Raw genomic sequence first — 19,890 nt, 5'->3', positions numbered from 1 at the left:
GGGGCTGTGGCCTAGCCCGGCATGGCGATGGGCTCCAGCGGATAAATGATGAACAACGGGTCTACTGAGGCTTACCCGACGGGGTCGGCCTGTGAGGAACCGTTGGAGCACTGATAAATGCTCTTTAACAAATGCTGTATTTTGCAGCAGTTCGGAGATACCCGTCGATCGTGAGTTCAAATCTCACCAGCCCCATTTTGTTTTTTCTTATCCTGACTTACCGGGCCTGATTTGCCTAAAATTTTATATGCTGACAATTCTAATATATTACCGGACATATGTTTTTGTCAGAACATAAATGCAGAAAAGGTCGAATAACCATCATATTTATATCGAGACGCATTTATTAATCTGGAATGTGCAGTAAAATGGAGTATTGGTGCATGCAGAAAAAAGATAAAGTACTCATAGTGGATGATGAACAGGCCATAGTGGAGTTAATGGGACTCTATCTGAAATCAGATTATGATGTTATCAATGCTTATAATGGCAGAGAGGCACTGGAAAGGATAAAAGCCGACAAGCCAGATATAGTCCTTCTCGATGTGATGATGCCTGACATGAATGGTTATGAGGTCTGCCGAATCCTGAAAACCTCCGTTAAAACTCAATTCCTGCCTGTGGTTATGGTTACGGCATTGTCAGGCAAGGATGATCGCATAAAAGGCATTGAGGCAGGGGCTGATGAATTCCTCGGTAAGCCTGTCAACAGGCTGGAGCTTGTTACAAGAGTAAGGTCACTGCTTCGTATAAAGCATCTTCAGGATAAAATACTGGCTGAAAGGAATGATGCCATGAACTATCTTGATGGGGCTGGTTTTATTGCTGTTGTTGTTGATCCGCAGTTGAAAATAAACCTGATCAATAAAAAGGGCAACGAAACCTTTGGTTATGGAGAGTTTGAACTGATCGGTCAGGATTTCCTGAGTACTCTCATAAAGGAAGATGTGAGGTCCGATGTAAGAGCTACTCTTGAAGCGGCTGTTTCGGGCGAAGCTGCCCTGCCTGTGTATTCCGAATCAAAAGTGCAATGCAAGGATGGAAGAGAAATACTGGTCCGCTGGTACGATTCTCTGCTTACGGATGATGATGGCAATGTGACCGGTATCATGTGTTCCGGTGAAGATCTGAGCATATTGATGACTGAACAGAAGTAGACACGCATGCTGATGATAATCTCTTCACCTTGAATCTGCTTTTTAACATAATACTTTTTATTGTTTTTATTAGTAAATTTTTTATTAGTAAATACGTCTGCTGTGAGCAAAATGTCTTTTTTGTGCAGTGGTGGCCTGGGATATTCTGACTCTGTTGATGTAGCCTGATTATGGCAACATGTATAATTATTTTGTTTATGAGCGGGCAAAAAAGTTTAAATCATATCAGGTTGGTACTAGTCCTGTTTCATTGTCGGGATCTGTCCCGTGGGAATGTGGCTTCTAAGAAAGCTGAACCGTGAAACAAGAAAATGAAACAGGTGAATATATTGTCCAGATCATTTTACGGATATATCAGAGATGCATGGAAAGACCCTGGCGACACTTATGTCAGTGAGCTTCGGTGGGAAAGACTTCAGGAATGGAGAAAGGAAGGGTCGGTAACAAAAATCAGACGGCCTACTCGTATTGACCGCGCCCGCTCACTCGGCTACAAGGCAAAGCAAGGAATAGTGGTTGCCCGCGTACAGGTACGCAGAGGCGGTCTCAGAAAGTCAAGGTATGTGCGCGGAAGGCGTACACACAATATGGGTAAGAACAAGATCACTGCAGGCAAGAGCATTCAGAGGATCGCTGAAGAGCGTGCAGGAAGAAAGTTCCCTAATATGGAAGTACTGAACTCCTACTGGGTAGGAGAGGATGGTAAACTGAAGTGGTACGAAGTAATCCTCGTAGACCCCAGCCATCCGGTTATCAAAAGCGATAAGAACCTCAACTGGATCTGCAACAGTTCCCACAAGGGACGTGCTCCGCGTGGTAAGACAAGTGCAGGTCGCAAGGGTAGAGGTATGATGACACGTGGTACCGGTACCGAGAAGACCAGGCCAAGTATCAGGTCAAACCAAAACAGAGGCAAGTGATTCATTATATCGGCTTGCGTGTGATCGCGCATTCGACTGAAGACCCTTCCAGGGTCAGAAAGGCCCTGGATTTCTTTTTACTCAATTCCACTGGCAGAGGGGAAGATAACAATATCTCTGCTGCTGTGGAGATTATTGATGCGGAAGGTCACTACGGCAATCCCATTAGGATTTTCAGTGCGCAGATCTCACGCAAACAGGATTCAAAAGCTCTTGCAGTATTCATCAGGCAGCATATGTCTGATGACGATGTGGAGCTTCTTAGGTCAGAGATGCCGGACCGTCTTGACGATGAGCAGGTATTTCATATGAGGTTTGACAAACAGGCAGCCTTTGAGGGCCGGGTGGAACTGACCTCTTCCTCGGATGCCATTGCAAGTCATGTGAAAATAGCTACCTATCCCAAGAACCGGGAAAACGCCGGAAGGATCGTGGAGGAATTATTTGGTTGAATCCGGATTCTATGACCTTAATGTTTATTCTGTTCCTGACGACAGTGACAAGGTCTGTGAATTAGCTGCGATAGCAAAACATCTGGGATACAGTGGAATTGCTATCAATGATCCTGATCCTTCTATAGATCGGAGCTATCCTGCTGGTCTTGCTGGTATCGGAATTTTCTCAGGGGTGCAAATAAAGATCCAAAATTCCTCGAAGCTACATGGTATTGTTGAAAAGTTCCGCAATAGGGTAGACATCATTACAGTGCACGGTGGCAATGAGAGCATTAACCGCGCTGCTGTTGAAAACCCGAAAGTGGACATTTTAACACAAATGAACGTAGGCACAGAAAGCGGGTTCAATCATGTGCTGGCAAAAGAGGCGAGCGATAATAAGGTAGCTATTTCTTTTGATCTTGGAGACCTTATAAGGCTCAGGGGGGGAAGCAGGGTGCATGTGCTTAGTAATTTTCGGAAGGACCTGCAGCTCGTAAGGAAATATGATGTGCCTTTTCTCCTGACTAGCAGCCCCCGCTCATGGTATGATATGCGTGCTCCCCGGGAACTTATCGCTCTGGCATCACTGTTTGGCATGTCCCGTGAGGAAGCTATATCAGGCCTGACTGTAATTCCTCAAATGCTTATTTCAAGAAGCTGTCCTCCTGTGGGATACCTCTGTGAGGGTGTGCAGGTAATCAGAACCGAACTTATAAGCGAAGGAAGCGAAGGACTGAACGGGGATGATGTCAGGTGAAGATACTCCCTCCGACACTGCGTGCCAGGAAAAGATATCTGGCATTCGAGATCATTGCTGAAGAGCCTGTCAGAAGAGATGACCTGATAAGGGAATTATTCTCCGCTGCCGGTTCCCTTCTTGGCGATGTCGGTGCAAGCGAGTGTGCTATCAGACTACTTGCCTTTGAGGATTCCAGGGGAGTTGTCCGATGCTCGCCTGAAAGGACAGATAACACCCGTGCTGTGCTTGCAACTATCCGGGATGTAAAAGGTACCAGAATTATATGTCATGTTCTCGGGATCTCGGGAACTGTGCAGGGTGCAACAAAAAAGTATTTAGCGGGTGCGGATGTATTTAATCCGAAAGAACAGTCACATATAAATGAGTAGAATGCATATTTCAATTAGTAAGACTACAAGTTACTGTTTACTATTCTAATACAGGAGATGAACTTAAGATGCAAATGACACCACAAATGGGTTATGATCGTGCAATTACTGTTTTCAGTCCCGATGGGCGTCTTTTTCAGGTCGAGTATGCCCGGGAGGCAGTTAAGAGGGGTACGACTGCGGCGGGTGTGAAGTCGAAGGAAGGGGTTGTCCTTCTTGTCGATAAAAGGATCACAAGCAAATTGATCGAAGCAGAATCAATCGAGAAGATATTCCAGATAGATGATCACATAGGTGCTGCTACATCCGGTCTGGTTGCAGATGCCCGTGCGCTGGTAGACAGGGCAAGGGTAGAGGCTCAGATCAACAGGGTATCTTATGATGAGCAGGTAGGTGTAGAGGTGCTTTCAAAGAAGATATGCGATCACAAACAAAGTTACACTCAATATGGTGGTGCCCGTCCCTATGGTACCGCTCTTCTGATCGCAGGTGTGGATGTTTCCAGGCCCCGCTTGTTTGAAACGGATCCAAGCGGAGCACTTCTCGAATACAAGGCAACTGCGATCGGTGCCGGAAGGAATTCTTTCATGGAGATATTCGAGTCTGACTATGATGACGATATGGACATGGATGCCGCTATCATGCTTGGTATGAAAGCGCTTTACAAGTCCACTGAAGGTAAGCTCAATGCAGCTACGCTGGAAGTAGGCCTTGTGACTCTTGAAGAAAGGCAGTTCAGGAAACTCTCTGAGGATGAGGTCGAAACATATGTAGGCCGAATCCAGGAAGAATTGAAAGATGAATTCAAGGGTGAAGAAGAAGAGGACGAAAATACAGAGAACCCGGAAGAAGGGTCCGAAGAATAATAGTTATTAAGGTTTAGGTCAGGGTGAAAAAAAATGGTGTCACTTGATGAGGCAGTAATAGCAAGGCTCAAGAAAGGTAAGAATCAGTTCGAGGTACTGGTGGATCCTGATAAGGCGTTTGCGCTGAAAAGGGGCGAAGATATTAAGATCGAAGATATACTCGCTGTTGAATCTGTATTCTCCGATGCTCATCAAGGAGACCATGCAGCTGAATCCGACCTTGAGAATACTTTTGGCAGTTCTAATGTCATGGAGGCTGCCAGCCAGATCCTGGAGAATGGTGAGCTTCAGTTAACTACGGAGCAGCGAAAATTCCTGCTTGAAGAAAAGACCCGACAGGTTGTAACTGTCATAGTACAGAATGCGATCAATCCTCAGACAAAGACCCCTCATCCGCGGGCAAGGATCGAGAAAGCTATGGAGGAGGCAAAGGTCCATATCGATCTTTTGAAGAGTGTGGATGAACAGGTCAATATAGTCATGAAGGCCATTCGTCCTATCATCCCCATCAGGTTTGAGGAGGTCGATGTGGCAGTAAGGATACCTGCAGAGTATGCTGCAAAATCCTATGGGGATATCTCCAAGTTCTCAACCCTTTTAAAGAACGAATGGCAGAGTGATGGTTCCTGGGTTGCGGTTGTAAGGATGCCTGCTGGTTTGCAGAATGATTTCTACGGTCTGGTAAATCACCTGACCAAAGGGGATGCTGAAACAAAATTATTATGAGGATGGATAATGGAGCGAGATATTGTATTTCCGGGCCAGTTTTTGTCTGAGAACAAGGCAGACTCAGGACCTGGTACATATGTGAAGGATGGAAAGGTCTATTCTCTTTTATACGGGATCAAGAATGCAAGAAACAGGATATCTGTGGTCCCGTTCGCAGGAAAGTATATTCCTTCGAGCAAGGATTTTGTAATTGGTACTGTGATCGAGCTAACCCCCTCAAACTGGATATTTGACATCTGTTCTCCTTATGATGGTCTGCTACATGTCTCAGAATATCCGAAAAGGGTGGAATCTGGCAAGATGCCCGGGATAATGGATGTCGGAGATTCTGTACTGCTGCGTGTTAAAGATGTAAATCCATCCATGAAGGTGGAACTTTCAATGCGTGAGAGGGGATTAAAACCTCTTAATGTGGGAAGGATTATCAAAGTTGTTCCTGCAAAGGTTCCCCGGATCATAGGTCATGGCGGTTCAATGGTCTCAATGCTTAAAAAAGAAACAGACTGTGAGATATTTGTTGGTCAGAACGGGCGCATCTGGATAAATGGAAAAGACAGCGATATGGATCGTCTTACCGAAGCCATAGATATGATCATGCAACAGTCACATACAACAGGGTTGACTGACAGGGTTTGCCGGTTCCTGAGGAACAAGGAAGATGCTGATACTGATGAAGATCTTGCCGAGGCCGAAGAAGTAGAAGAAGATGAGAGCGGGATTCCTGAGGATACCTACAGAAAAGTAGATGCACTTCTGGAAGAAACGGATGAATGATCCGGGTAGTCCTTTTTGCAAAATGCGACCAGCCGATTTCTTGAATATTGGAGAATTAGTATGAATGATAAACCTGAAAAGTTCATTGATGAGAATGGTTTACGCCTCGATGGCAGGCAAATTGATGAAATAAGACCGATGACGATCAAGATAGGGGTGCTTTCCCGTGCGGATGGCTCCTGCTATATGGAATGGGGCAACAATAAGATCCTGGTGGCGGTTTATGGCCCCAGGGAACTTCATCCGAGAAGACTGCAGAAATCAGATTCTGCCCTGATAAGATACAGATATAATATGGCGGCTTTTTCTGTTGAGGACCGTATACGTCCGGGTCCGAGCAGAAGAAGTACTGAAATATCAAAAGTAAGCCGCGAGGCATTCGAACCTGTGGTGATGACAAACCTTTATCCAAGTGCAGTTATCGATGTCTTTGCGGAAGTACTGCAGGCTGATGCCGGTACAAGGACCGCTGCGATCAATGCAGCTTCAATTGCACTTGCAGATGCCGGAATCCCTATGAAAAGCCTTGTTGCTGCATGTGCTGTCGGAAAGGTCGATGGCAAGCTGGTACTCGATCTAAACAAACCTGAAGACAACTATGGTCAGGCTGACCTCCCGATAGCAATGACCCAGGACGGGGAGATCACACTCCTTCAGATGGATGGGAACCTTACACAGGAAGAGTTCAAGCAGGCTCTTGAAATGTGCAAGAAAGGTTGTCTCCAGATTCTCGAGATGCAGAAAGAAGCTCTCAAGGGCAAGTTTGGTGAAGACGCTGCAATCGAAGTGCCTGAGGATATCGATGAAGAGATCGATATTGAGGTCATGGTCGAATGCGACATAGGGGAATCAGAAGATGAGGATCTTGAAGAGGCCGATGTTTCCGGTGAATCAGGGGAAGATGAGGACTCGGAAGACACAGAGGCTGAGGAAGAAGATCATGAGGTTATAGAAGAAGAATTTGTCGACCTCGTTGAAGAAGAAACGGCCGATGAAGAGGAGATTACTGAGGGAAGTGAGATCCGTGAGCAATGAAGTAATGTCTGTGTTGAAAAGAGATTATATTTACAATCTGATGCTCAAGGGAAAACGCACCGATGGTCGTTCCTTTGACCAGGTTAGGGATAGTGAAGTAAAAACAAACGTTATTGATAAGGCTGAGGGCTCTGCATGGGTCAAGCTGGGAGAAACAGAGGTCCTTGTGGGAGTGAAACTCCAGGCCGGCTCTCCTTTCCCGGATTCAAAGGGCGAAGGGGTCATTATCACGAGTCTCGAACTCAATCCCATAGCTTCTCCTGATTTCGAGGCGGGTCCTCCCAGGGAGAATGCCATTGAGATGGCTCGTGTGACCGACCGCGGTGTCCGTGAGTCAGGCGCAATTGATTTAAGCAAGCTGTGTATTACGGAAGGAGAAGAAGTATGGATAGTGTTCATTGACATCCATGTTCTCAATAATGCCGGAAACATCCAGGATGCTTCTTCCATGGGTGCTATTGCAGCCCTGCTGACCACCACTATACCTGCAGAACGTGCAGGAAAAGGTGAAGATACACCTCTGCCCGTCAAGGATATGCCTCTGTCAGTCACAGTGATTAACATTGGTGGTTCACTGATGGTCGATCCGGGGCTTGATGAGGAAACAGTGTGTGATACCAAAATAACTGTTATCTCAAATCAGGACGGCTCGATCTCAGGGATGCAAAAGAGTGGTGACGGAGCATTGACAGATGAACAGTTGCTCAAGGCTGTGGAAATGGCATGTGAGAAAGCAGCCCAGTTACGTGAGGTTCATCTCTCGAACATCCGGGATTGATCATTAATATCGCAATTTCATATTTGATTCAAGGAGATTAGATTCATGGCTAAAAAATATACGAGAAAAGGACGTGTATCCAGATCTGCAGGCAGGTTTGGTGTACGATATGGTAGGAAGGACCGTAAACTGGTAGCGGATCTTGAAGAAAAGATGCGTATGCCCCATACATGTGCAAGATGTGCACGTCCGACAGTTGGCAGGGTTGGTACGGGTATCTGGAAGTGCAGTAAGTGTGACTACACATTTGCAGGCGGTACGTACCTTCCTCAAACCAGTGTTGGTAAGACAGTCACTCGCTCCGTAAGAAAAGCTACTGAAAAAATAGAGTAAGGTGAGCATGGATTATAAGTGTACCAGATGCAAACGAATTGTCGAGATAGATTACGAGTATACGGGTATTCGCTGTCCTTACTGCGGGCACAGGATACTTGTAAAAGAGCGTCCGACATCAATCAAACGCATCAAAGCTGAGTAGAAGTAGATGCAAATTACTTCTTCTCGCAAACCTTCAGCCAGCACGCGTAGTTTATGTAAGTTGCTGGCATCTTTTTTCCGTTGCGATTATTTCAATCGCGGTAAGATGAGTATGGGTGAGGTCCTGGGTCATGCAGATGATTCCTCTCTCATGATCGTGGGTGAGTATCACGGGAATCCCGGCAGCATCACTATATATGATCCAGAGGGGTTCTGCGCTCTCTCATTACATATCTCATTATCGACATCCGGGAAGCCTTATCCACGCTCCCGGCAGGCAGGACCTTCTATAACAGGAGAAGGGGAGCTTGCTTCGATATTCTCCGAATTGGTCAAGTCGGATGTGGATAATGGGTCTTCCGGCTTATTGAAGATGGTGATCTCGGACGACCTGATCAATTTCACTGAGGATGATACAATACTTTTTTCCCTGAAGGTCAGAACTTACAGGATACTGGAGGGTGATGGCAATTGCAGTTGATCGCCGAATCTGTTTTTGAGTTCGACACTGCCTGTTCAATATATCGTTCACTGAAGCCTGAGATAGAAACTGCGGTGACTGACCGGTCCAGAATTGAACTCCGGGTCGATGGTTCACATCTGTATCTTATAGTAGAGGCAGATGATCTAGTATCTATGAGGTCCACACTGAATACCTGGTTGAGGTTGATACAGGTATCCAATGAAGTGTCTGTTCTTACAGATAGTAAGTAATAGTTGCAATCAGTTTTACTTAGGGTATTGATTAATTTTACCTGAAAACGAACCTGTACTCACTGTTTTATCGTTGCGTCTCTTATGGAAACATTAAAATCACTTTAAGTTTATTGGTATGCCAGGTGAAACCAAATGAGTACACAAATACCCCCACAGATACAGAACCAGCTGGCTCAGTTGCAGCAAGTTCAGCAACAGGCACAGTCACTTGCAATGCAGAAAGCCCAGATGGAATCTTTACAGAAGGAGTCCGAGAGGGCACTTGAGGAACTTGAGAATCTCTCCGAAGATGCGGTGATCTACCGGACGGTAGGTGAACTGCAGATAAAAGCCAACAAAGAGGAAACAGTTGGCAAGATGAAAGAAAAGGTAGAGACACTTACCCTGAGGCTTCAGTCCGTCTCAAGACAGGAAGAGCGTATCTCCAAGCGTTTTACACAACTTCAGGAACAAATAGAACAGGCAATGGGGAATCAGGCAGAATAAAGCCTTTTTCCTCAATGCTGACATACTCGGATTATCTTTTGAGATGATAATCAGAGGTTTCTATGGAAGTTCAAGAACTGGAGTTTTACAATAGACTTCTGGATTATCCGCAAGTTCTTTATTTGTGTCATCGTAATGCAGATCCAGATGCTGTGAGCAGCGCTTTTGCACTATCTGAGGCCATTGGCGGAACTATCGGACTCGTGGATGGCTGTAATCGCGTTGCCTCTCTTCTAATTGAAAAGCTTAATATAGACGTGGTTATCGATCCCGATCCGTCACAATATGATATCACCCTGGTGGTGGACACATCTACCAGCTCACAGTTGAATGATATCAAACTTGGTAAGTACTGCGTGATTGACCATCACGCTACCACTGCACTCATTGAAAATGCCGAATTCTACCTGCATCGCCATGCCACCTCGACTGCAGAGATGGTCTTTGATATTCTCCGTATTATGGGTGCTCCCATAATGCGCAGGACGGCACTTGGCCTTCTTACCGGTATTATTACAGATACCGGCCATTTCAAACATGCATCATACGATACTTTCAGGACCGTCTCGGAGATCATAGAGTCAAGCGGAGTGGAATATGCCGAGGTTCTGGAAATGATGGCATCTACCCCGCAGGATATATCCATGCGTATAGCCATGTTGAAATGTGCTACAAGGGCTAATATCGAGCGCGTCGATGACTGGCTGGTCGTGGACTCTCATGTGAATTCCTTCGGTGGTGCGGCATCCTCGATGTTCCTTAATATCGGAGCTGACGTGGCCTTGATAGGCACTTCACGTGACAGGAATGTAAGGGTAAGTGGAAGAGCAAAGCGCGATGCAGTGAATTCCGGTGTGAACCTCGGTAAAATCATGGAGGACATAAGCTCCAATTACCAGGGCACCGGAGGAGGCCACGCAGGTGCGGCCGGGATCGATGTTGTAGCTGACATGGATGTTATAATCCAGGAATGCAGGAAAAGGATACGTAATGTCCTTCAGGGAAAGCCGAATCCTTCTATCTGCGAGGCGTTACAGGAGAATTCGGAATAAACAAAAAACGGGATGATAAAAATGTTAGAGTACTGGAACCCATTGATGGAGCGCATGCCGGTTGAAGAACTGGAAAAAATGCAGGAGAGGAAGTTAAAAAACCTGGTGAATTATGTTTACCAGCACTCGGAGTTCTACAAAAAGCGATTTGATGATGCGGGTGTCAGGCCGGAGGAGATTCAGACGCTTGATGATCTGAAAAAATTACCTTTTACATATAAGGGTGATCTCCGGGACACATATCCTACCGGTATGTTCTGCGTCCCTAACGAGCAGCTTGTACGTTTCCATGTCTCATCCGGGACGACAGGAAAACCAACAGTTGTGGGTTATACCAAGAGCGACATTGATGGATGGACCACCTCTCTTGCAAGGGCGATGACATCTATTGGTGTCGGAAGGGGTGACATCATACAGGTAGGCTATGGATATGGCCTGTTCACAGGTGGTCTCGGGGCTCATTACGGTGCGGAAGAAATAGGTGCGACTGTCCTTCCGGCAAGCTCGGGTAACACTGAAAGGCAGATCGAACTGATGCAGGACCTGAACTCAAGCATTATTGCCTGCACTCCGTCTTACTTCCTTTTCATGAACGAGGTTGCTGACAAGGCAAATATCAGCATAGAGAAGGACACTAACCTGCGTGTCGGCATATTCGGTGCGGAACCATGGTCAGAGGAGATGCGTGCAAGGATAGAACAGGCAACCGGCATCAAGGCATATGATATCTATGGTACGTCCGAGCTTAGCGGTCCGCTTTTCACGGAATGCCAGTTCCAGGATGGTATACATATCTGGGCTGACCAGTTCCTGATAGAGGTGATCGATCCGGAGACTGGTGAACAGCTCAAGGAAGGCGAAAGGGGTGAACTTGTCATCACCACTCTGTTCAAGGAAGCACTCCCTCTTATAAGGTACAGGATCGGTGATATCACTGTCATCAACAAGCAGCCATGCAGGTGCGGAAGAACTCATCCACGTATTATGCGTGTGCTCGGGCGTGCCGATGATATGCTTATCATCCGTGGTATCAACGTATTCCCCGGTCAGATCGAGTCCGTGCTCATGAACATTCCTGAGGTCGGTGAGCATTTTATGATAGTTGTGGACAGGGTGAATGAGCTCGATGTCATGAAGGTACAGATAGAGATGACAGACGAAGCCTTCAGTGATAAGGTGAACGACATCATCATACTGGAGAAGAAGGTATCATCCGCTCTTAAAAGCGTCTTGAACATTACTGTTAAGGTCGAGCTGGTAGAAAGCGGAACTATCCCGCGTTCCATGGGAAAGGCTAAGAGAGTGACAGACAACAGGAAATTATAATAACATAGGACATAATTTTATAGGTAACAGGTGGTTTCATGGAAGACAAGATTATCAAACAGATATCCCTTTTTGCTGAGAACAAGCCTGGAAGGCTTGCTAATATTGCCAGCAATTTCCGCAAAGCCGGCATCAACATAAGGGCATTTACCATAGCTGAAGCCGGTGATTTTGGTATCATCAGGATGGTTGTGGACAGGCCGGATATCGCACATAACGTGTTGCATGATGCAGGTTTCACAGTATCCGAAACAAGTGTGCTCGGGATAGAGATGGAAGATGTGCCGGGTGGTCTGGGAAAGATAGCCGATGTCCTTGGTGAAAAGAACATAAACATAGACTATGCCTATGCCTTTGTCACAAAGACGGAGAAGGCATTGCTCATTCTCAGGGTCAACAATATCGAGGTTGCTATCAATGTACTGCAGGGCTCCGGTATAAAGCTCATCGATATGGCGGATATCCAGCAGATATGATCTTCCGAAATCATTCTTTCCCTTTTCGATCGTTCGACCACCAATAATTTATACTCCGTACTATTATTTTCTGCAAATGAATGCCGGCACACCTGTAAACGGAGTCAGTAAGCCAAAAAGCAAGATTGGTGGTTCGCACACGACCATCATTGGCAATCGACATGGTAAAAAACTTGTAGCTATGATAAGCCAGCATCCCGAAGTCAAAAAAATAATCCCTTCGGTTATTTCTGTTAAAGGAAAAAGCAATTCAGGCGGGACCCTATCTGCAAAGGTACTTCGTCCGGATGATAGGGGAAACCTCAGAATGCTCATATCACATGGTACTTCTTCACAGGAAATCCGGATTATAACAACTGTATCAAATGTTATAGAGGGTGGACGTTTGATGGAAGAGCTTAATTCAATGCTTACAGACGGCTGACCAAATAAAAAGAGTGCTTGTTATGTTCATCGGAATAGATCACGGTACAACAGCAATGCGTTTTGCATCTGTTGATAAAGAAGATTCTATAGTCAGTAAGCTGGAGATCCCCAGGCAGGATATCGCTGCAATGAGTGAAACTCAGGTTATATCCCTGATAGAGGATAAGCTTGATGTAGCCCGAAATGACATCCGGATGATAGCTGTTACCTATTCCATGGGGGACAGTATCACATCCATTGAAAGCATTAACTCCGTAGAGAACCGGGGTGTCAGGAGTATTGAAGGAGCAGGTAAGAAGACGGGTGGTGGTAGTCGTGTTTTCGATGCTATAAGGAACTCAGGTATTCCTGCGGTTGTAATCCCTGGTATACATGACAGTAGCCAGACGGACCCGCGTATGAATGTTTTTTCTCATTCCACGAGCCCAGAAAAAATAGGTATTGCATATCACGCTTTCTGCATGGGTTTTAAGGATTTTGTCCTGTCGGATATAAGTTCCAATACTGTGACCCTTGGAGTTGCAAATGGTAAGGTGATCGGTGCGATAGATGCCTGCATATTTGCCCCGGGATTGAATCACGGACCACTTGATGTCCAGGCCTTGAGGGATGTGGATGCAGGTAAACTCAGTGCCAACCAGGCATTCACCAATGCAGGCGTTCTGAAACACACTTCTTTTTCGGACAGGCATGAACTGCTCAGGGCTGCAAAGAACGATGATCAGAATGCACTACTTGCGCTGGATACGATTGCGCTTTTTGCAGCAATGGAGATTTCCTGCATGCAGATCCTGCTGAAAGATTACGGTTGTGAGGGCGAGGTTATACTAGAAGGCTCTATTGTTGAGATGCCTTTTGTAGCAGAAAAGATAGATTGGCATCTGGGCCTGAGCTGCCATGTGCTTGACAGGTGGAGCGCTGCGGTTGGGTGTGCGGAGATCGCGCGGGATATTGCCACAGGCAGCAGGGAGATACTTGGTATTCCTGTGAACCTGTGAACCCATATCATATGTGCGTTTATTGTATTAAATACCAAACATTCTGTTATGAAATAATGGTCCTTAAAACCACACGCTATTTTTCTATTTCTTGCCACAGCCCCAGTATATTCCCTTCAGAATCCCTGATTTCTGCAAACAGGCCAAGATTACCTGCAGGTTCAACAGGTCTTAGGATATGTCCGCCTGCCTTCTCAACATTTTCAAGACTGCCATAGATGTCCTGAACGGTAACGACAATAGACGGGCCTTCATCAGGTCTTCTTCTCAGGAACAGCGCCCCGTTTATGGCGCCGGGTTCTGCAGGTATCTGTTTCTGATCTGTCTTCACAGTAGTTGTCAGTGTATAGTCCTGATCCATTTCTGTTATTTTGAATTCCCATCCAAACATATTCCTGTAGAACATTTTTGCACGTCTCATATTATCTGCAGGTATGTGAAAATGTGTCACTTTATCCATATCAAAACCCCCCAAAAACAATTGTTCTTCAGGTTGATATATGTTGGGAATATCGCTTTGACCGGCTCAGTATAGTATACATTTGCCTTTTAGATACAATACCGAGACACCTTTCTCCCTGAGCTTTTTCCTGATGATGTCCTCCAGCTCGTTCCGAGTTTCCTGGTATCCATTCAGGTTTATTTTATCATCGATGTCAAGAATGCTCATATCAGGAACAATTGTTCGTATCGTTTCCGTGAGGTCTGGTGTTTCCTGCCCGCCGGTCATGGCTGCAACTCTGTTATCAAGGATTATGGCAAAGAGCTCGAAACCGGAGTTCACTGCATTAATGAGTCCTACAATTCCCGAATGAGCAAGCCCGAAATCACCGATGACTGCGACACCCTTCTCCCTGAAACCACAGGCTGTGGATATGGCTCCTCCCAGTGAGAATCCGGTATCGACAGCGTCAAGTGGTTCGGGAGCCGTGCGTATGGAGCATCCCATGTCGCCTGCAACCATAATATCGAGCTCGCGCAGGATATTGTAGAGCGGCATGTATGGGCATTTATCGCATATGGGACGTGCCCCTCTTTTCTCAGTGGTCTGAATTTCGGTGTACTTTGTTATGCTGTCTTTACCGATATTTTTTAGTGCAAACTGTATATGCTCTTTACTCACAAGTCCTACTGGCACGTGTCCGCTGGCTTTGCCCTTTATCTTCTCCAGTATATTCAGGTGGGATTCGATGAAGTCTTCGCTTTCCTCGATGACAAGAATGTGCCTGTGTTCATGAAAGAACTTTCTCACCAATTTAAAAGGGAAAGGCGATACTATGTTGAGTGTCAGATTCGATGCATCCGAGAACTCTGGGTAAGAGGATATTAGTTTGTCAACAATTGCTGAAGGGTATCCTGATGAAATAATCCCGATCTCTTTGCCATTTCCTTTTATCCTGTTCAACGGGCTGGTTTCAGACTCCCTGGTAAGAAGGGGATACGATTCCCGGTGGAAACGCTGGTGTTTGCCGTGCATGGTGAGTTTCCATATGGAACCGTCAAATTGATATTTGATCCGGGCTTCCGTTTTTTTTTCACATCTTTCAAATCTTCCCTTACTACTTTCGAGCCTTTCAGTTATTCTTACAATGACGGGCACCTTCGCTTCTTCAGACAGATCGAATGCCCTTTTCAAACAGTTATATGCGTCCTCCGGTGTCGAAGGGTCCATAACAGCAAGTTCGGATATCTTTCCGTACCAGCGTGAGTCCTGTTCATTCTGGGATGCGGCTGCTGCAGGGTCATCCCCGGCAAGGATCACAAGACCTGCTCCGATAGTGTGCAGGACGGATGTCATGAGGGGGTCTGCAAGTATGTTCATTCCCACATGTTTGACCAGTACCATGGACCTGCGGCCGGTTATTGAAGCACCCAGCGCAGTTTCAAGGGCGGACTTCTCGTTCGTTATCCAGTGAATATCGTAGTTTTCCGTTAATTTCTCCCGGAAGAATTTCTCGGCAACTGCGGTTATGGGAAAGCCGGCAACAGCAGTAATAAGTTCTACATCGGAATCGACAGCTGCAAGATACAGTGCTTCAAGTCCGGTAATATGGGAGTTGTCCTTCATTGTCTCATCTATTCAATTTCGGCTTCCAGACGGATGGATTCGTCGGGTCTTGCGAACCATGCGAGTGCCGCAAGCGCGCCAATGACTCCGTTCCCGTTCATCCATATCTCTACGCTGTGTTCATTTGCATACTGTATTGCATAGTCCTTCGTGAGTTCTCCTTGACGGCATTGTTTGCTGTACCTGTAAACCTCTTTTGCGTCAAAGTCCGACAGTACGACCATCCCGGTCTGGTCAGAAACGCTGTATTTCAGGAGTGCCCCTCTGATGCTTTCCAGTAATTCTTCTTTTGCCGCATTGTCTGTGCAACCGAACTCAAGCACTGTTGAAACACAGTTCTGTGTCTTTGCAGCTACCGGATAGAGCTGTACCAGGGTATGTGAAATGTAAACGGATCCGGGGCAATTGAGTTCCTTTGCTATATTGTGAGTTAGGGTCCATGTTGCTCCTGTTTCTTTTGTGTCGGTGTCGTCGATGCCGATAAGAACCCTCTCTCTTCTGGGAACAACTATGCTGCCCTTAGCAGCACGTCCACCTCCGGATTCTGTGCATTCGTAACGCAGCACACCTTCGGCCAGGGCCCTGCATTTGGTCGCACCGACGCCCCCGCCGCCAAGTCCTGCATAGGTTATGTGTACTTCATCATCACTGACAACAACCGACTCAATGCCTGCAGCTGATCTGGAAGGTTTTAAGTCGAGGTCCGATGTCCCGGTCCTTACAAGGTAGCGTATAATGTTCCCAATGGATCTTGTATTAAGGACAAGGGATGAGTGTGAATAATGGAACTTCGACCAGGCAGCTCCCCCGTAGCAATCGGTATGCTCGATGATCTCCGCATATTGGTTATTTTTATCGCATACTGCGTATATTCCTTTATATGGAATAGTGTATGGATCCTTAAGTTCAATTTCTTTCATCTGACTGCTTAATTGCCGGACTGTACTTTAAATGTTTTGTTCATAGATCCTTTGTACAAGGTATGGTTACGTGACTTGCCTACTTATGTTTCCATAGGACCTTGTTTACTATCCTGATGGGTTTGTTCGATCCCTCAATATTTATCACCGTTGGAGTAAGAAGACCACCGTTTTCAAACTCGCATTAAATCGAAGATTTAATGGGAGTTCCATTTCTATGAAATGGAACAGGTGGATGAATTACGTCTATTCTCCAAAACAACTATTTTGTTTAACTTGACGTAAACTGTATATTGTGACAAATCCTATAATGAATTGTATGTTAAAAGCTTACAAATATAGAATGTATCCTACAAAAGAGCGCATGAAGAGATGTTCTTTCAGCACTTTGGATGTGTTAGGGTAATCTATAATTGGGCTTTAGAACAGAAAATTAAGATATATGAACAAGATGGAAAATAAATCTCAAGGTTTTCGTTAAATAAAATGATTCCAGAATTATATGAGGATAAAGAATGGTTGAAGGATGTTAATTCTCAATCATTGCGTGGTGTCACACTAAATTTGGATAATGCTTTTACAAATTTTTTTAGAGAAAAAAAAGGTTTTCCAAAATTCAAGTCCAAAAAGAATCCTGTACAATCGTTTTCTGTTCCTCAACACTATAAGGTAGATTTCGATGCTAATAAAGTAAAACTTCCTAAAATTGGTTGGGTGGGTATAAAACTACATCGTACATATGCTGGAATTGAAAAAACCGCTACCGTATCCAAAACGCCAACTGGAAAATTCTATATCAGTATCCTTGTGGATGATGAACAGGAATTACCTGTTAAATCCATTTTTAACGAAAAAGTGACTGTTGGTATTGATGTGAGGATTAAAGATTTCGCTGTTCTATCCAATGGTGAAAAAATAGAGAATCCTAAACATCTTAAAAATTCGATGAAACGCCTTGTAGTCCTTCAAAGAAGATTATCAAAGAAGCAGAAGGGTTCAAAGAACAAAGCAAAGGCACGTTTAGCAGTATCAAAACTTCATGAGAAAATAAGCAATCAAAGAAATGATTTTCAGCATAAAGTATCCTCTAAGCTCATAAGCGAGAATCAAGCGGTAGCATTGGAAACATTGAATGTTAGCGGTATGTTGGAAAATCATTGTCTTGCACAAAGTATAGCAGATGCATCATGGAGTTCTTTTCTAACAAAACTCGAATATAAAGCCGAATGGTACGGAAAAACGATACTTCGCATAGGGCAATTTGAGCCATCTGCCAAAATATGTAGTGTATGTGGATTCCACAATGGAAAATTAACGTTAGCAGATAGGGAATGGAAATGTCCTGAATGTGAAACCAATCATGAAAGAGATATTAATGCCGCTATTAATATCAAAAAGTTTGCTTTAGATAAGCAGAACTTAATAGGAATTTAGCACCGTAGGGACTACGGGAAGAGCTTGTGGACTTACTGACAGTGGTCAGGAGAATGAAGCAGGAAGCCACCCATCTTAATGGGTGGTAGTTCACCAACGTGTATATCAGTAATTAAACAAATGAATTCTCAAACGGACCTCAAATGAATTACAGTTCTATTGGATGATACGGGAAGTAACATGAAGCTGCAGTACCTGCTTTACAAGGATGGCAACTTCAATGAACCCAACCATGACCTGCATCTGTGGATTAACGTTGCGGAGGCAGAAGGTGCCATATGAAGGGGATTCAGGACAGCAGATCAGATATGTTTTATCGAGTTTCAATCCTTAGTGGCAGTCGGGTCATAATCCTTCCTGTTGTACTGATTATGGTAGCTGAAATGCTCATATACTTCAGGCATGCTGAGGCAGGTTTCATATTCCATACCCTGGCATTACTTTTACTGACGCTTTTTGTTATGTGGATTCCGGATTCACATATTTCCAGGTCCATGCAGATGCTTTTACTGCTCCCTATATTTCGGTTTCTGAATCTAACTATGCCTGTATTCTCAGAAACGACGCTTGATGTTCTTTTTTATATATACCTGCCGATGCTGTTGCCTGCATATCTGGTCATCAGGCATCAGGATCTAGAACTCTCTGGAGTCAGCATGAGAGTGTTCCTGAAAAGCCTTCCTGGCTACCTGCTTCTTTCGTGTGTTGTAGGAGCTATTATTGCATGGGGGGAGTTCCAGATAATAGAACCTGAGAGTCTTATACCAGATCTTTCTTTGATCAATCTCTTAAAATTATCTCTGATAATGATATTTATTGTGGGTTTTGTAGAAGAACTTATATTCAGATTCCTTTTGCAGGGTCGGATGGAGATTTCCTTTGGGAGATCAGAAGGATTGATTATAGTTAGTCTGCTATTTGGGTTCATGCACTCAGGCTATGGAACTCTGTATGAGATTGTGTATGTATCCTGTGTGGGACTTGTTCTGGGTTACATGTTCCAGAAGACTGGAAGTTTATCTCTGGTCAGTCTGACACACGGCTTTGCAAATATTTTCCTGTTTGGCCTGATACCTCTTCTGCCATATTTTAATGTTTGAAATTCATTGAGATATTTTTTTGAAACAAATAATTCATTATTTTTTACTGACCTACTGTATTATTTGTATTATATACTTACTGCTGTAAATATGGTTTATGCGAAAAAATATCGGAAGTATATATCTCAAGTGTAGTAATATTGAAGAATCAGTTTAAGTGTGATAACTTAAAAACAACGATTGCCACAAATTCTATAATTAGTGGTGTAATTGCCATTTTTAGGGTACAGTCAAGCGACTTGCTCCATTTTGCAGATGCTGATAGCACGAACTTTGCAGATAGCAGCGTGATAAGCATGATTACAGCTATAACTCCATATTCTGGGATACCTGTGGTTGTTGTCATTGACTGAATTCCTGTTACACTACCTGTCGTAGTAGTTGTTGATAATACACTTGTAAGCATAACCTCTCCCATACTTTCTATGTGTTCATTCTATTAAAAATTGCTGTGAAATGGGCTCTGTAGAAATCCTCATTTGAATCAAACAAACAATTTTGGCATACCTGCCAAGGTTGTTTACTATTAGCTTTATTTTAATCTCTTTTACCTGATTCCAGTGCTTCCTAGCCTTTATTTCCTCAC

The 19,890-nt window shown here is 44.7% G+C and carries 26 protein-coding genes, 1 tRNA gene and 1 pseudogene; 24 read left to right on the top strand and 4 right to left on the bottom strand.

The window, feature by feature from the left end; all coding sequences use genetic code 11:
* The 21 genes from CUN85_RS12920 to CUN85_RS03275 all read left to right on the top strand — a co-directional run bounded on the left by CUN85_RS12920 (position 1) and on the right by CUN85_RS03275 (position 13,782).
* Positions 1-195 (top strand) — tRNA-Trp (locus CUN85_RS12920).
* A gap of 188 nt (positions 196-383) precedes the next feature.
* Complete coding sequence (locus CUN85_RS03370; protein WP_135388927.1) at positions 384-1,157, top strand: response regulator; 774 nt, start codon at positions 384-386, stop codon at positions 1,155-1,157.
* A gap of 329 nt (positions 1,158-1,486) precedes the next feature.
* Complete coding sequence (locus tag CUN85_RS03365) at positions 1,487-2,077, top strand: 50S ribosomal protein L15e (protein WP_135388926.1); 591 nt, start codon at positions 1,487-1,489, stop codon at positions 2,075-2,077.
* Positions 2,074-2,529 (top strand): RNA-binding protein, encoded by a 456-nt coding sequence (locus CUN85_RS03360; RefSeq protein ID WP_135388925.1) that lies wholly within the window; start codon positions 2,074-2,076, stop codon positions 2,527-2,529. Before CUN85_RS03365 ends, CUN85_RS03360 begins: the two co-directional genes overlap by 4 nt.
* Positions 2,522-3,271 (top strand): ribonuclease P protein component 3, encoded by a 750-nt coding sequence (rnp3, locus tag CUN85_RS03355; protein ID WP_135388924.1) that lies wholly within the window; start codon positions 2,522-2,524, stop codon positions 3,269-3,271. The genes CUN85_RS03360 and rnp3 overlap by 8 nt, the downstream gene beginning before the upstream one ends.
* Entirely contained in the window at positions 3,268-3,642 is a 375-nt protein-coding gene (locus tag CUN85_RS03350; protein WP_135388923.1) for an Rpp14/Pop5 family protein, read from the top strand. Before rnp3 ends, CUN85_RS03350 begins: the two co-directional genes overlap by 4 nt.
* A 68-nt stretch (positions 3,643-3,710) precedes the next feature.
* Positions 3,711-4,508: an archaeal proteasome endopeptidase complex subunit alpha gene (psmA, locus tag CUN85_RS03345; RefSeq protein WP_135388922.1), complete on the top strand. Its 798-nt coding sequence runs from the start codon at positions 3,711-3,713 to the stop codon at positions 4,506-4,508.
* A 33-nt stretch (positions 4,509-4,541) separates the two neighbouring features.
* On the top strand, positions 4,542-5,234 hold the full coding sequence (locus CUN85_RS03340) for a ribosome assembly factor SBDS (RefSeq protein WP_135388921.1): 693 nt from the start codon (positions 4,542-4,544) through the stop codon (positions 5,232-5,234).
* 9 nt (positions 5,235-5,243) lie between these two features.
* On the top strand, positions 5,244-6,011 hold the full coding sequence (rrp4, locus tag CUN85_RS03335) for an exosome complex RNA-binding protein Rrp4 (RefSeq protein ID WP_135388920.1): 768 nt from the start codon (positions 5,244-5,246) through the stop codon (positions 6,009-6,011).
* A 60-nt stretch (positions 6,012-6,071) separates the two neighbouring features.
* Complete coding sequence (rrp41, locus tag CUN85_RS03330) at positions 6,072-7,046, top strand: exosome complex exonuclease Rrp41 (RefSeq protein WP_135388919.1); 975 nt, start codon at positions 6,072-6,074, stop codon at positions 7,044-7,046.
* Positions 7,003-7,824, top strand: a complete 822-nt coding sequence (gene rrp42 / locus CUN85_RS03325) for an exosome complex protein Rrp42 (protein WP_135388918.1) — start codon at positions 7,003-7,005, stop codon at positions 7,822-7,824. Before rrp41 ends, rrp42 begins: the two co-directional genes overlap by 44 nt.
* A gap of 45 nt (positions 7,825-7,869) precedes the next feature.
* The gene (locus CUN85_RS03320) at positions 7,870-8,157 is read left to right on the top strand and encodes a 50S ribosomal protein L37ae (protein ID WP_135388917.1); all 288 of its coding nucleotides are present in this window, start codon (positions 7,870-7,872) and stop codon (positions 8,155-8,157) included.
* A gap of 7 nt (positions 8,158-8,164) precedes the next feature.
* Positions 8,165-8,302, top strand: a complete 138-nt coding sequence (locus CUN85_RS03315) for a DNA-directed RNA polymerase subunit P (protein ID WP_135388916.1) — start codon at positions 8,165-8,167, stop codon at positions 8,300-8,302.
* Positions 8,303-8,308: 6 nt separating this feature from the next.
* Entirely contained in the window at positions 8,309-8,782 is a 474-nt protein-coding gene (locus CUN85_RS03310; RefSeq protein WP_135388915.1) for a hypothetical protein, read from the top strand.
* Positions 8,773-9,015 carry a KEOPS complex subunit Pcc1 gene (locus CUN85_RS03305; protein WP_135388914.1) on the top strand — a complete coding sequence of 81 codons (243 nt, stop codon included), beginning with the start codon at positions 8,773-8,775 and terminating at the stop codon, positions 9,013-9,015. Before CUN85_RS03310 ends, CUN85_RS03305 begins: the two co-directional genes overlap by 10 nt.
* 135 nt (positions 9,016-9,150) lie before the next feature.
* Positions 9,151-9,504, top strand: a complete 354-nt coding sequence (locus CUN85_RS03300; RefSeq protein ID WP_135388913.1) for a prefoldin subunit beta — start codon at positions 9,151-9,153, stop codon at positions 9,502-9,504.
* Between the two features lie 62 nt (positions 9,505-9,566).
* The gene (locus CUN85_RS03295; RefSeq protein WP_135388912.1) at positions 9,567-10,556 is read left to right on the top strand and encodes a DHH family phosphoesterase; all 990 of its coding nucleotides are present in this window, start codon (positions 9,567-9,569) and stop codon (positions 10,554-10,556) included.
* Positions 10,557-10,577: 21 nt separating this feature from the next.
* Positions 10,578-11,882 (top strand): phenylacetate--CoA ligase family protein, encoded by a 1,305-nt coding sequence (locus CUN85_RS03290; protein WP_135388911.1) that lies wholly within the window; start codon positions 10,578-10,580, stop codon positions 11,880-11,882.
* A 38-nt stretch (positions 11,883-11,920) separates the two neighbouring features.
* Positions 11,921-12,358, top strand: coding sequence for an ACT domain-containing protein (locus CUN85_RS03285; RefSeq protein WP_135388910.1), 438 nt, complete (start codon positions 11,921-11,923; stop codon positions 12,356-12,358).
* A 76-nt stretch (positions 12,359-12,434) separates the two neighbouring features.
* On the top strand, positions 12,435-12,782 hold the full coding sequence (locus tag CUN85_RS03280) for a DUF2103 domain-containing protein (protein ID WP_135388909.1): 348 nt from the start codon (positions 12,435-12,437) through the stop codon (positions 12,780-12,782).
* A gap of 22 nt (positions 12,783-12,804) precedes the next feature.
* On the top strand, positions 12,805-13,782 hold the full coding sequence (locus tag CUN85_RS03275; protein ID WP_135388908.1) for a methanogenesis marker 12 protein: 978 nt from the start codon (positions 12,805-12,807) through the stop codon (positions 13,780-13,782).
* 76 nt (positions 13,783-13,858) lie between these two features.
* Here the strand turns inward: CUN85_RS03275 and CUN85_RS03270 are convergent, their stop codons facing one another.
* From CUN85_RS03270 to mmp11, 3 genes are all read right to left on the bottom strand, one after another.
* Positions 13,859-14,242, bottom strand: a complete 384-nt coding sequence (locus tag CUN85_RS03270) for a VOC family protein (RefSeq protein WP_135388907.1) — start codon at positions 14,240-14,242, stop codon at positions 13,859-13,861.
* A gap of 66 nt (positions 14,243-14,308) precedes the next feature.
* Positions 14,309-15,850, bottom strand: coding sequence for a thiamine pyrophosphate-dependent enzyme (locus CUN85_RS03265; RefSeq protein ID WP_135388906.1), 1,542 nt, complete (start codon positions 15,848-15,850; stop codon positions 14,309-14,311).
* A gap of 8 nt (positions 15,851-15,858) precedes the next feature.
* The gene (gene mmp11 / locus CUN85_RS03260) at positions 15,859-16,770 is read right to left on the bottom strand and encodes a methanogenesis marker protein 11 (protein ID WP_135388905.1); all 912 of its coding nucleotides are present in this window, start codon (positions 16,768-16,770) and stop codon (positions 15,859-15,861) included.
* A gap of 319 nt (positions 16,771-17,089) precedes the next feature.
* Between mmp11 and tnpB the strand changes: the two are divergent.
* The 3 genes and pseudogenes from tnpB (at position 17,090) to CUN85_RS03250 (ending at position 19,304) form a co-directional block, all read left to right on the top strand.
* Positions 17,090-18,204: pseudogene (gene tnpB, locus CUN85_RS03255) on the top strand (IS200/IS605 family element RNA-guided endonuclease TnpB).
* Between the two features lie 159 nt (positions 18,205-18,363).
* A complete protein-coding gene (locus CUN85_RS13255) occupies positions 18,364-18,486 on the top strand; it encodes a DUF1616 domain-containing protein (RefSeq protein ID WP_235856174.1) in 123 nt (40 codons plus the stop codon).
* Positions 18,483-19,304, top strand: a complete 822-nt coding sequence (locus CUN85_RS03250) for a CPBP family intramembrane glutamic endopeptidase (RefSeq protein ID WP_135388904.1) — start codon at positions 18,483-18,485, stop codon at positions 19,302-19,304. Before CUN85_RS13255 ends, CUN85_RS03250 begins: the two co-directional genes overlap by 4 nt.
* Before the next feature lie 148 nt (positions 19,305-19,452).
* Here CUN85_RS03250 and CUN85_RS03245 read toward each other — a convergent pair whose 3' ends face one another.
* Complete coding sequence (locus tag CUN85_RS03245) at positions 19,453-19,710, bottom strand: hypothetical protein (protein WP_135388903.1); 258 nt, start codon at positions 19,708-19,710, stop codon at positions 19,453-19,455.
* Between the last annotated feature and the right edge of the window lie 180 nt (positions 19,711-19,890).

The sequence above is a fragment of the Methanolobus halotolerans genome (assembly GCF_004745425.1).
Classification (GTDB): domain Archaea; phylum Halobacteriota; class Methanosarcinia; order Methanosarcinales; family Methanosarcinaceae; genus Methanolobus; species Methanolobus halotolerans.
Note: the sequence above shows the minus strand (reverse complement) of the source record. Positions and strands in the feature narration are given on the sequence as shown.

Coding starts and splice junctions, on each gene's coding strand:
- CUN85_RS03320 (WP_135388917.1), top strand. CDS start 7,870: ATGGCTAAAAAATATACGAGAAAAGGACGTGTATCCAGATCTGCAGGC.
- CUN85_RS03265 (WP_135388906.1), bottom strand. CDS start 15,850: ATGAAGGACAACTCCCATATTACCGGACTTGAAGCACTGTATCTTGCA.
- psmA (WP_135388922.1), top strand. CDS start 3,711: ATGCAAATGACACCACAAATGGGTTATGATCGTGCAATTACTGTTTTC.
- CUN85_RS03370 (WP_135388927.1), top strand. CDS start 384: ATGCAGAAAAAAGATAAAGTACTCATAGTGGATGATGAACAGGCCATA.
- rrp41 (WP_135388919.1), top strand. CDS start 6,072: ATGAATGATAAACCTGAAAAGTTCATTGATGAGAATGGTTTACGCCTC.
- CUN85_RS03310 (WP_135388915.1), top strand. CDS start 8,309: ATGCAAATTACTTCTTCTCGCAAACCTTCAGCCAGCACGCGTAGTTTA.
- CUN85_RS03250 (WP_135388904.1), top strand. CDS start 18,483: ATGAAGGGGATTCAGGACAGCAGATCAGATATGTTTTATCGAGTTTCA.
- CUN85_RS03315 (WP_135388916.1), top strand. CDS start 8,165: ATGGATTATAAGTGTACCAGATGCAAACGAATTGTCGAGATAGATTAC.
- mmp11 (WP_135388905.1), bottom strand. CDS start 16,770: ATGAAAGAAATTGAACTTAAGGATCCATACACTATTCCATATAAAGGA.
- CUN85_RS03280 (WP_135388909.1), top strand. CDS start 12,435: ATGAATGCCGGCACACCTGTAAACGGAGTCAGTAAGCCAAAAAGCAAG.
- CUN85_RS03275 (WP_135388908.1), top strand. CDS start 12,805: ATGTTCATCGGAATAGATCACGGTACAACAGCAATGCGTTTTGCATCT.
- rrp42 (WP_135388918.1), top strand. CDS start 7,003: ATGAAGAGGAGATTACTGAGGGAAGTGAGATCCGTGAGCAATGAAGTA.
- CUN85_RS03290 (WP_135388911.1), top strand. CDS start 10,578: ATGTTAGAGTACTGGAACCCATTGATGGAGCGCATGCCGGTTGAAGAA.
- CUN85_RS03340 (WP_135388921.1), top strand. CDS start 4,542: ATGGTGTCACTTGATGAGGCAGTAATAGCAAGGCTCAAGAAAGGTAAG.
- rrp4 (WP_135388920.1), top strand. CDS start 5,244: ATGGAGCGAGATATTGTATTTCCGGGCCAGTTTTTGTCTGAGAACAAG.
- CUN85_RS03245 (WP_135388903.1), bottom strand. CDS start 19,710: ATGCTTACAAGTGTATTATCAACAACTACTACGACAGGTAGTGTAACA.
- CUN85_RS03270 (WP_135388907.1), bottom strand. CDS start 14,242: ATGGATAAAGTGACACATTTTCACATACCTGCAGATAATATGAGACGT.
- CUN85_RS03285 (WP_135388910.1), top strand. CDS start 11,921: ATGGAAGACAAGATTATCAAACAGATATCCCTTTTTGCTGAGAACAAG.
- CUN85_RS03295 (WP_135388912.1), top strand. CDS start 9,567: ATGGAAGTTCAAGAACTGGAGTTTTACAATAGACTTCTGGATTATCCG.
- CUN85_RS03300 (WP_135388913.1), top strand. CDS start 9,151: ATGAGTACACAAATACCCCCACAGATACAGAACCAGCTGGCTCAGTTG.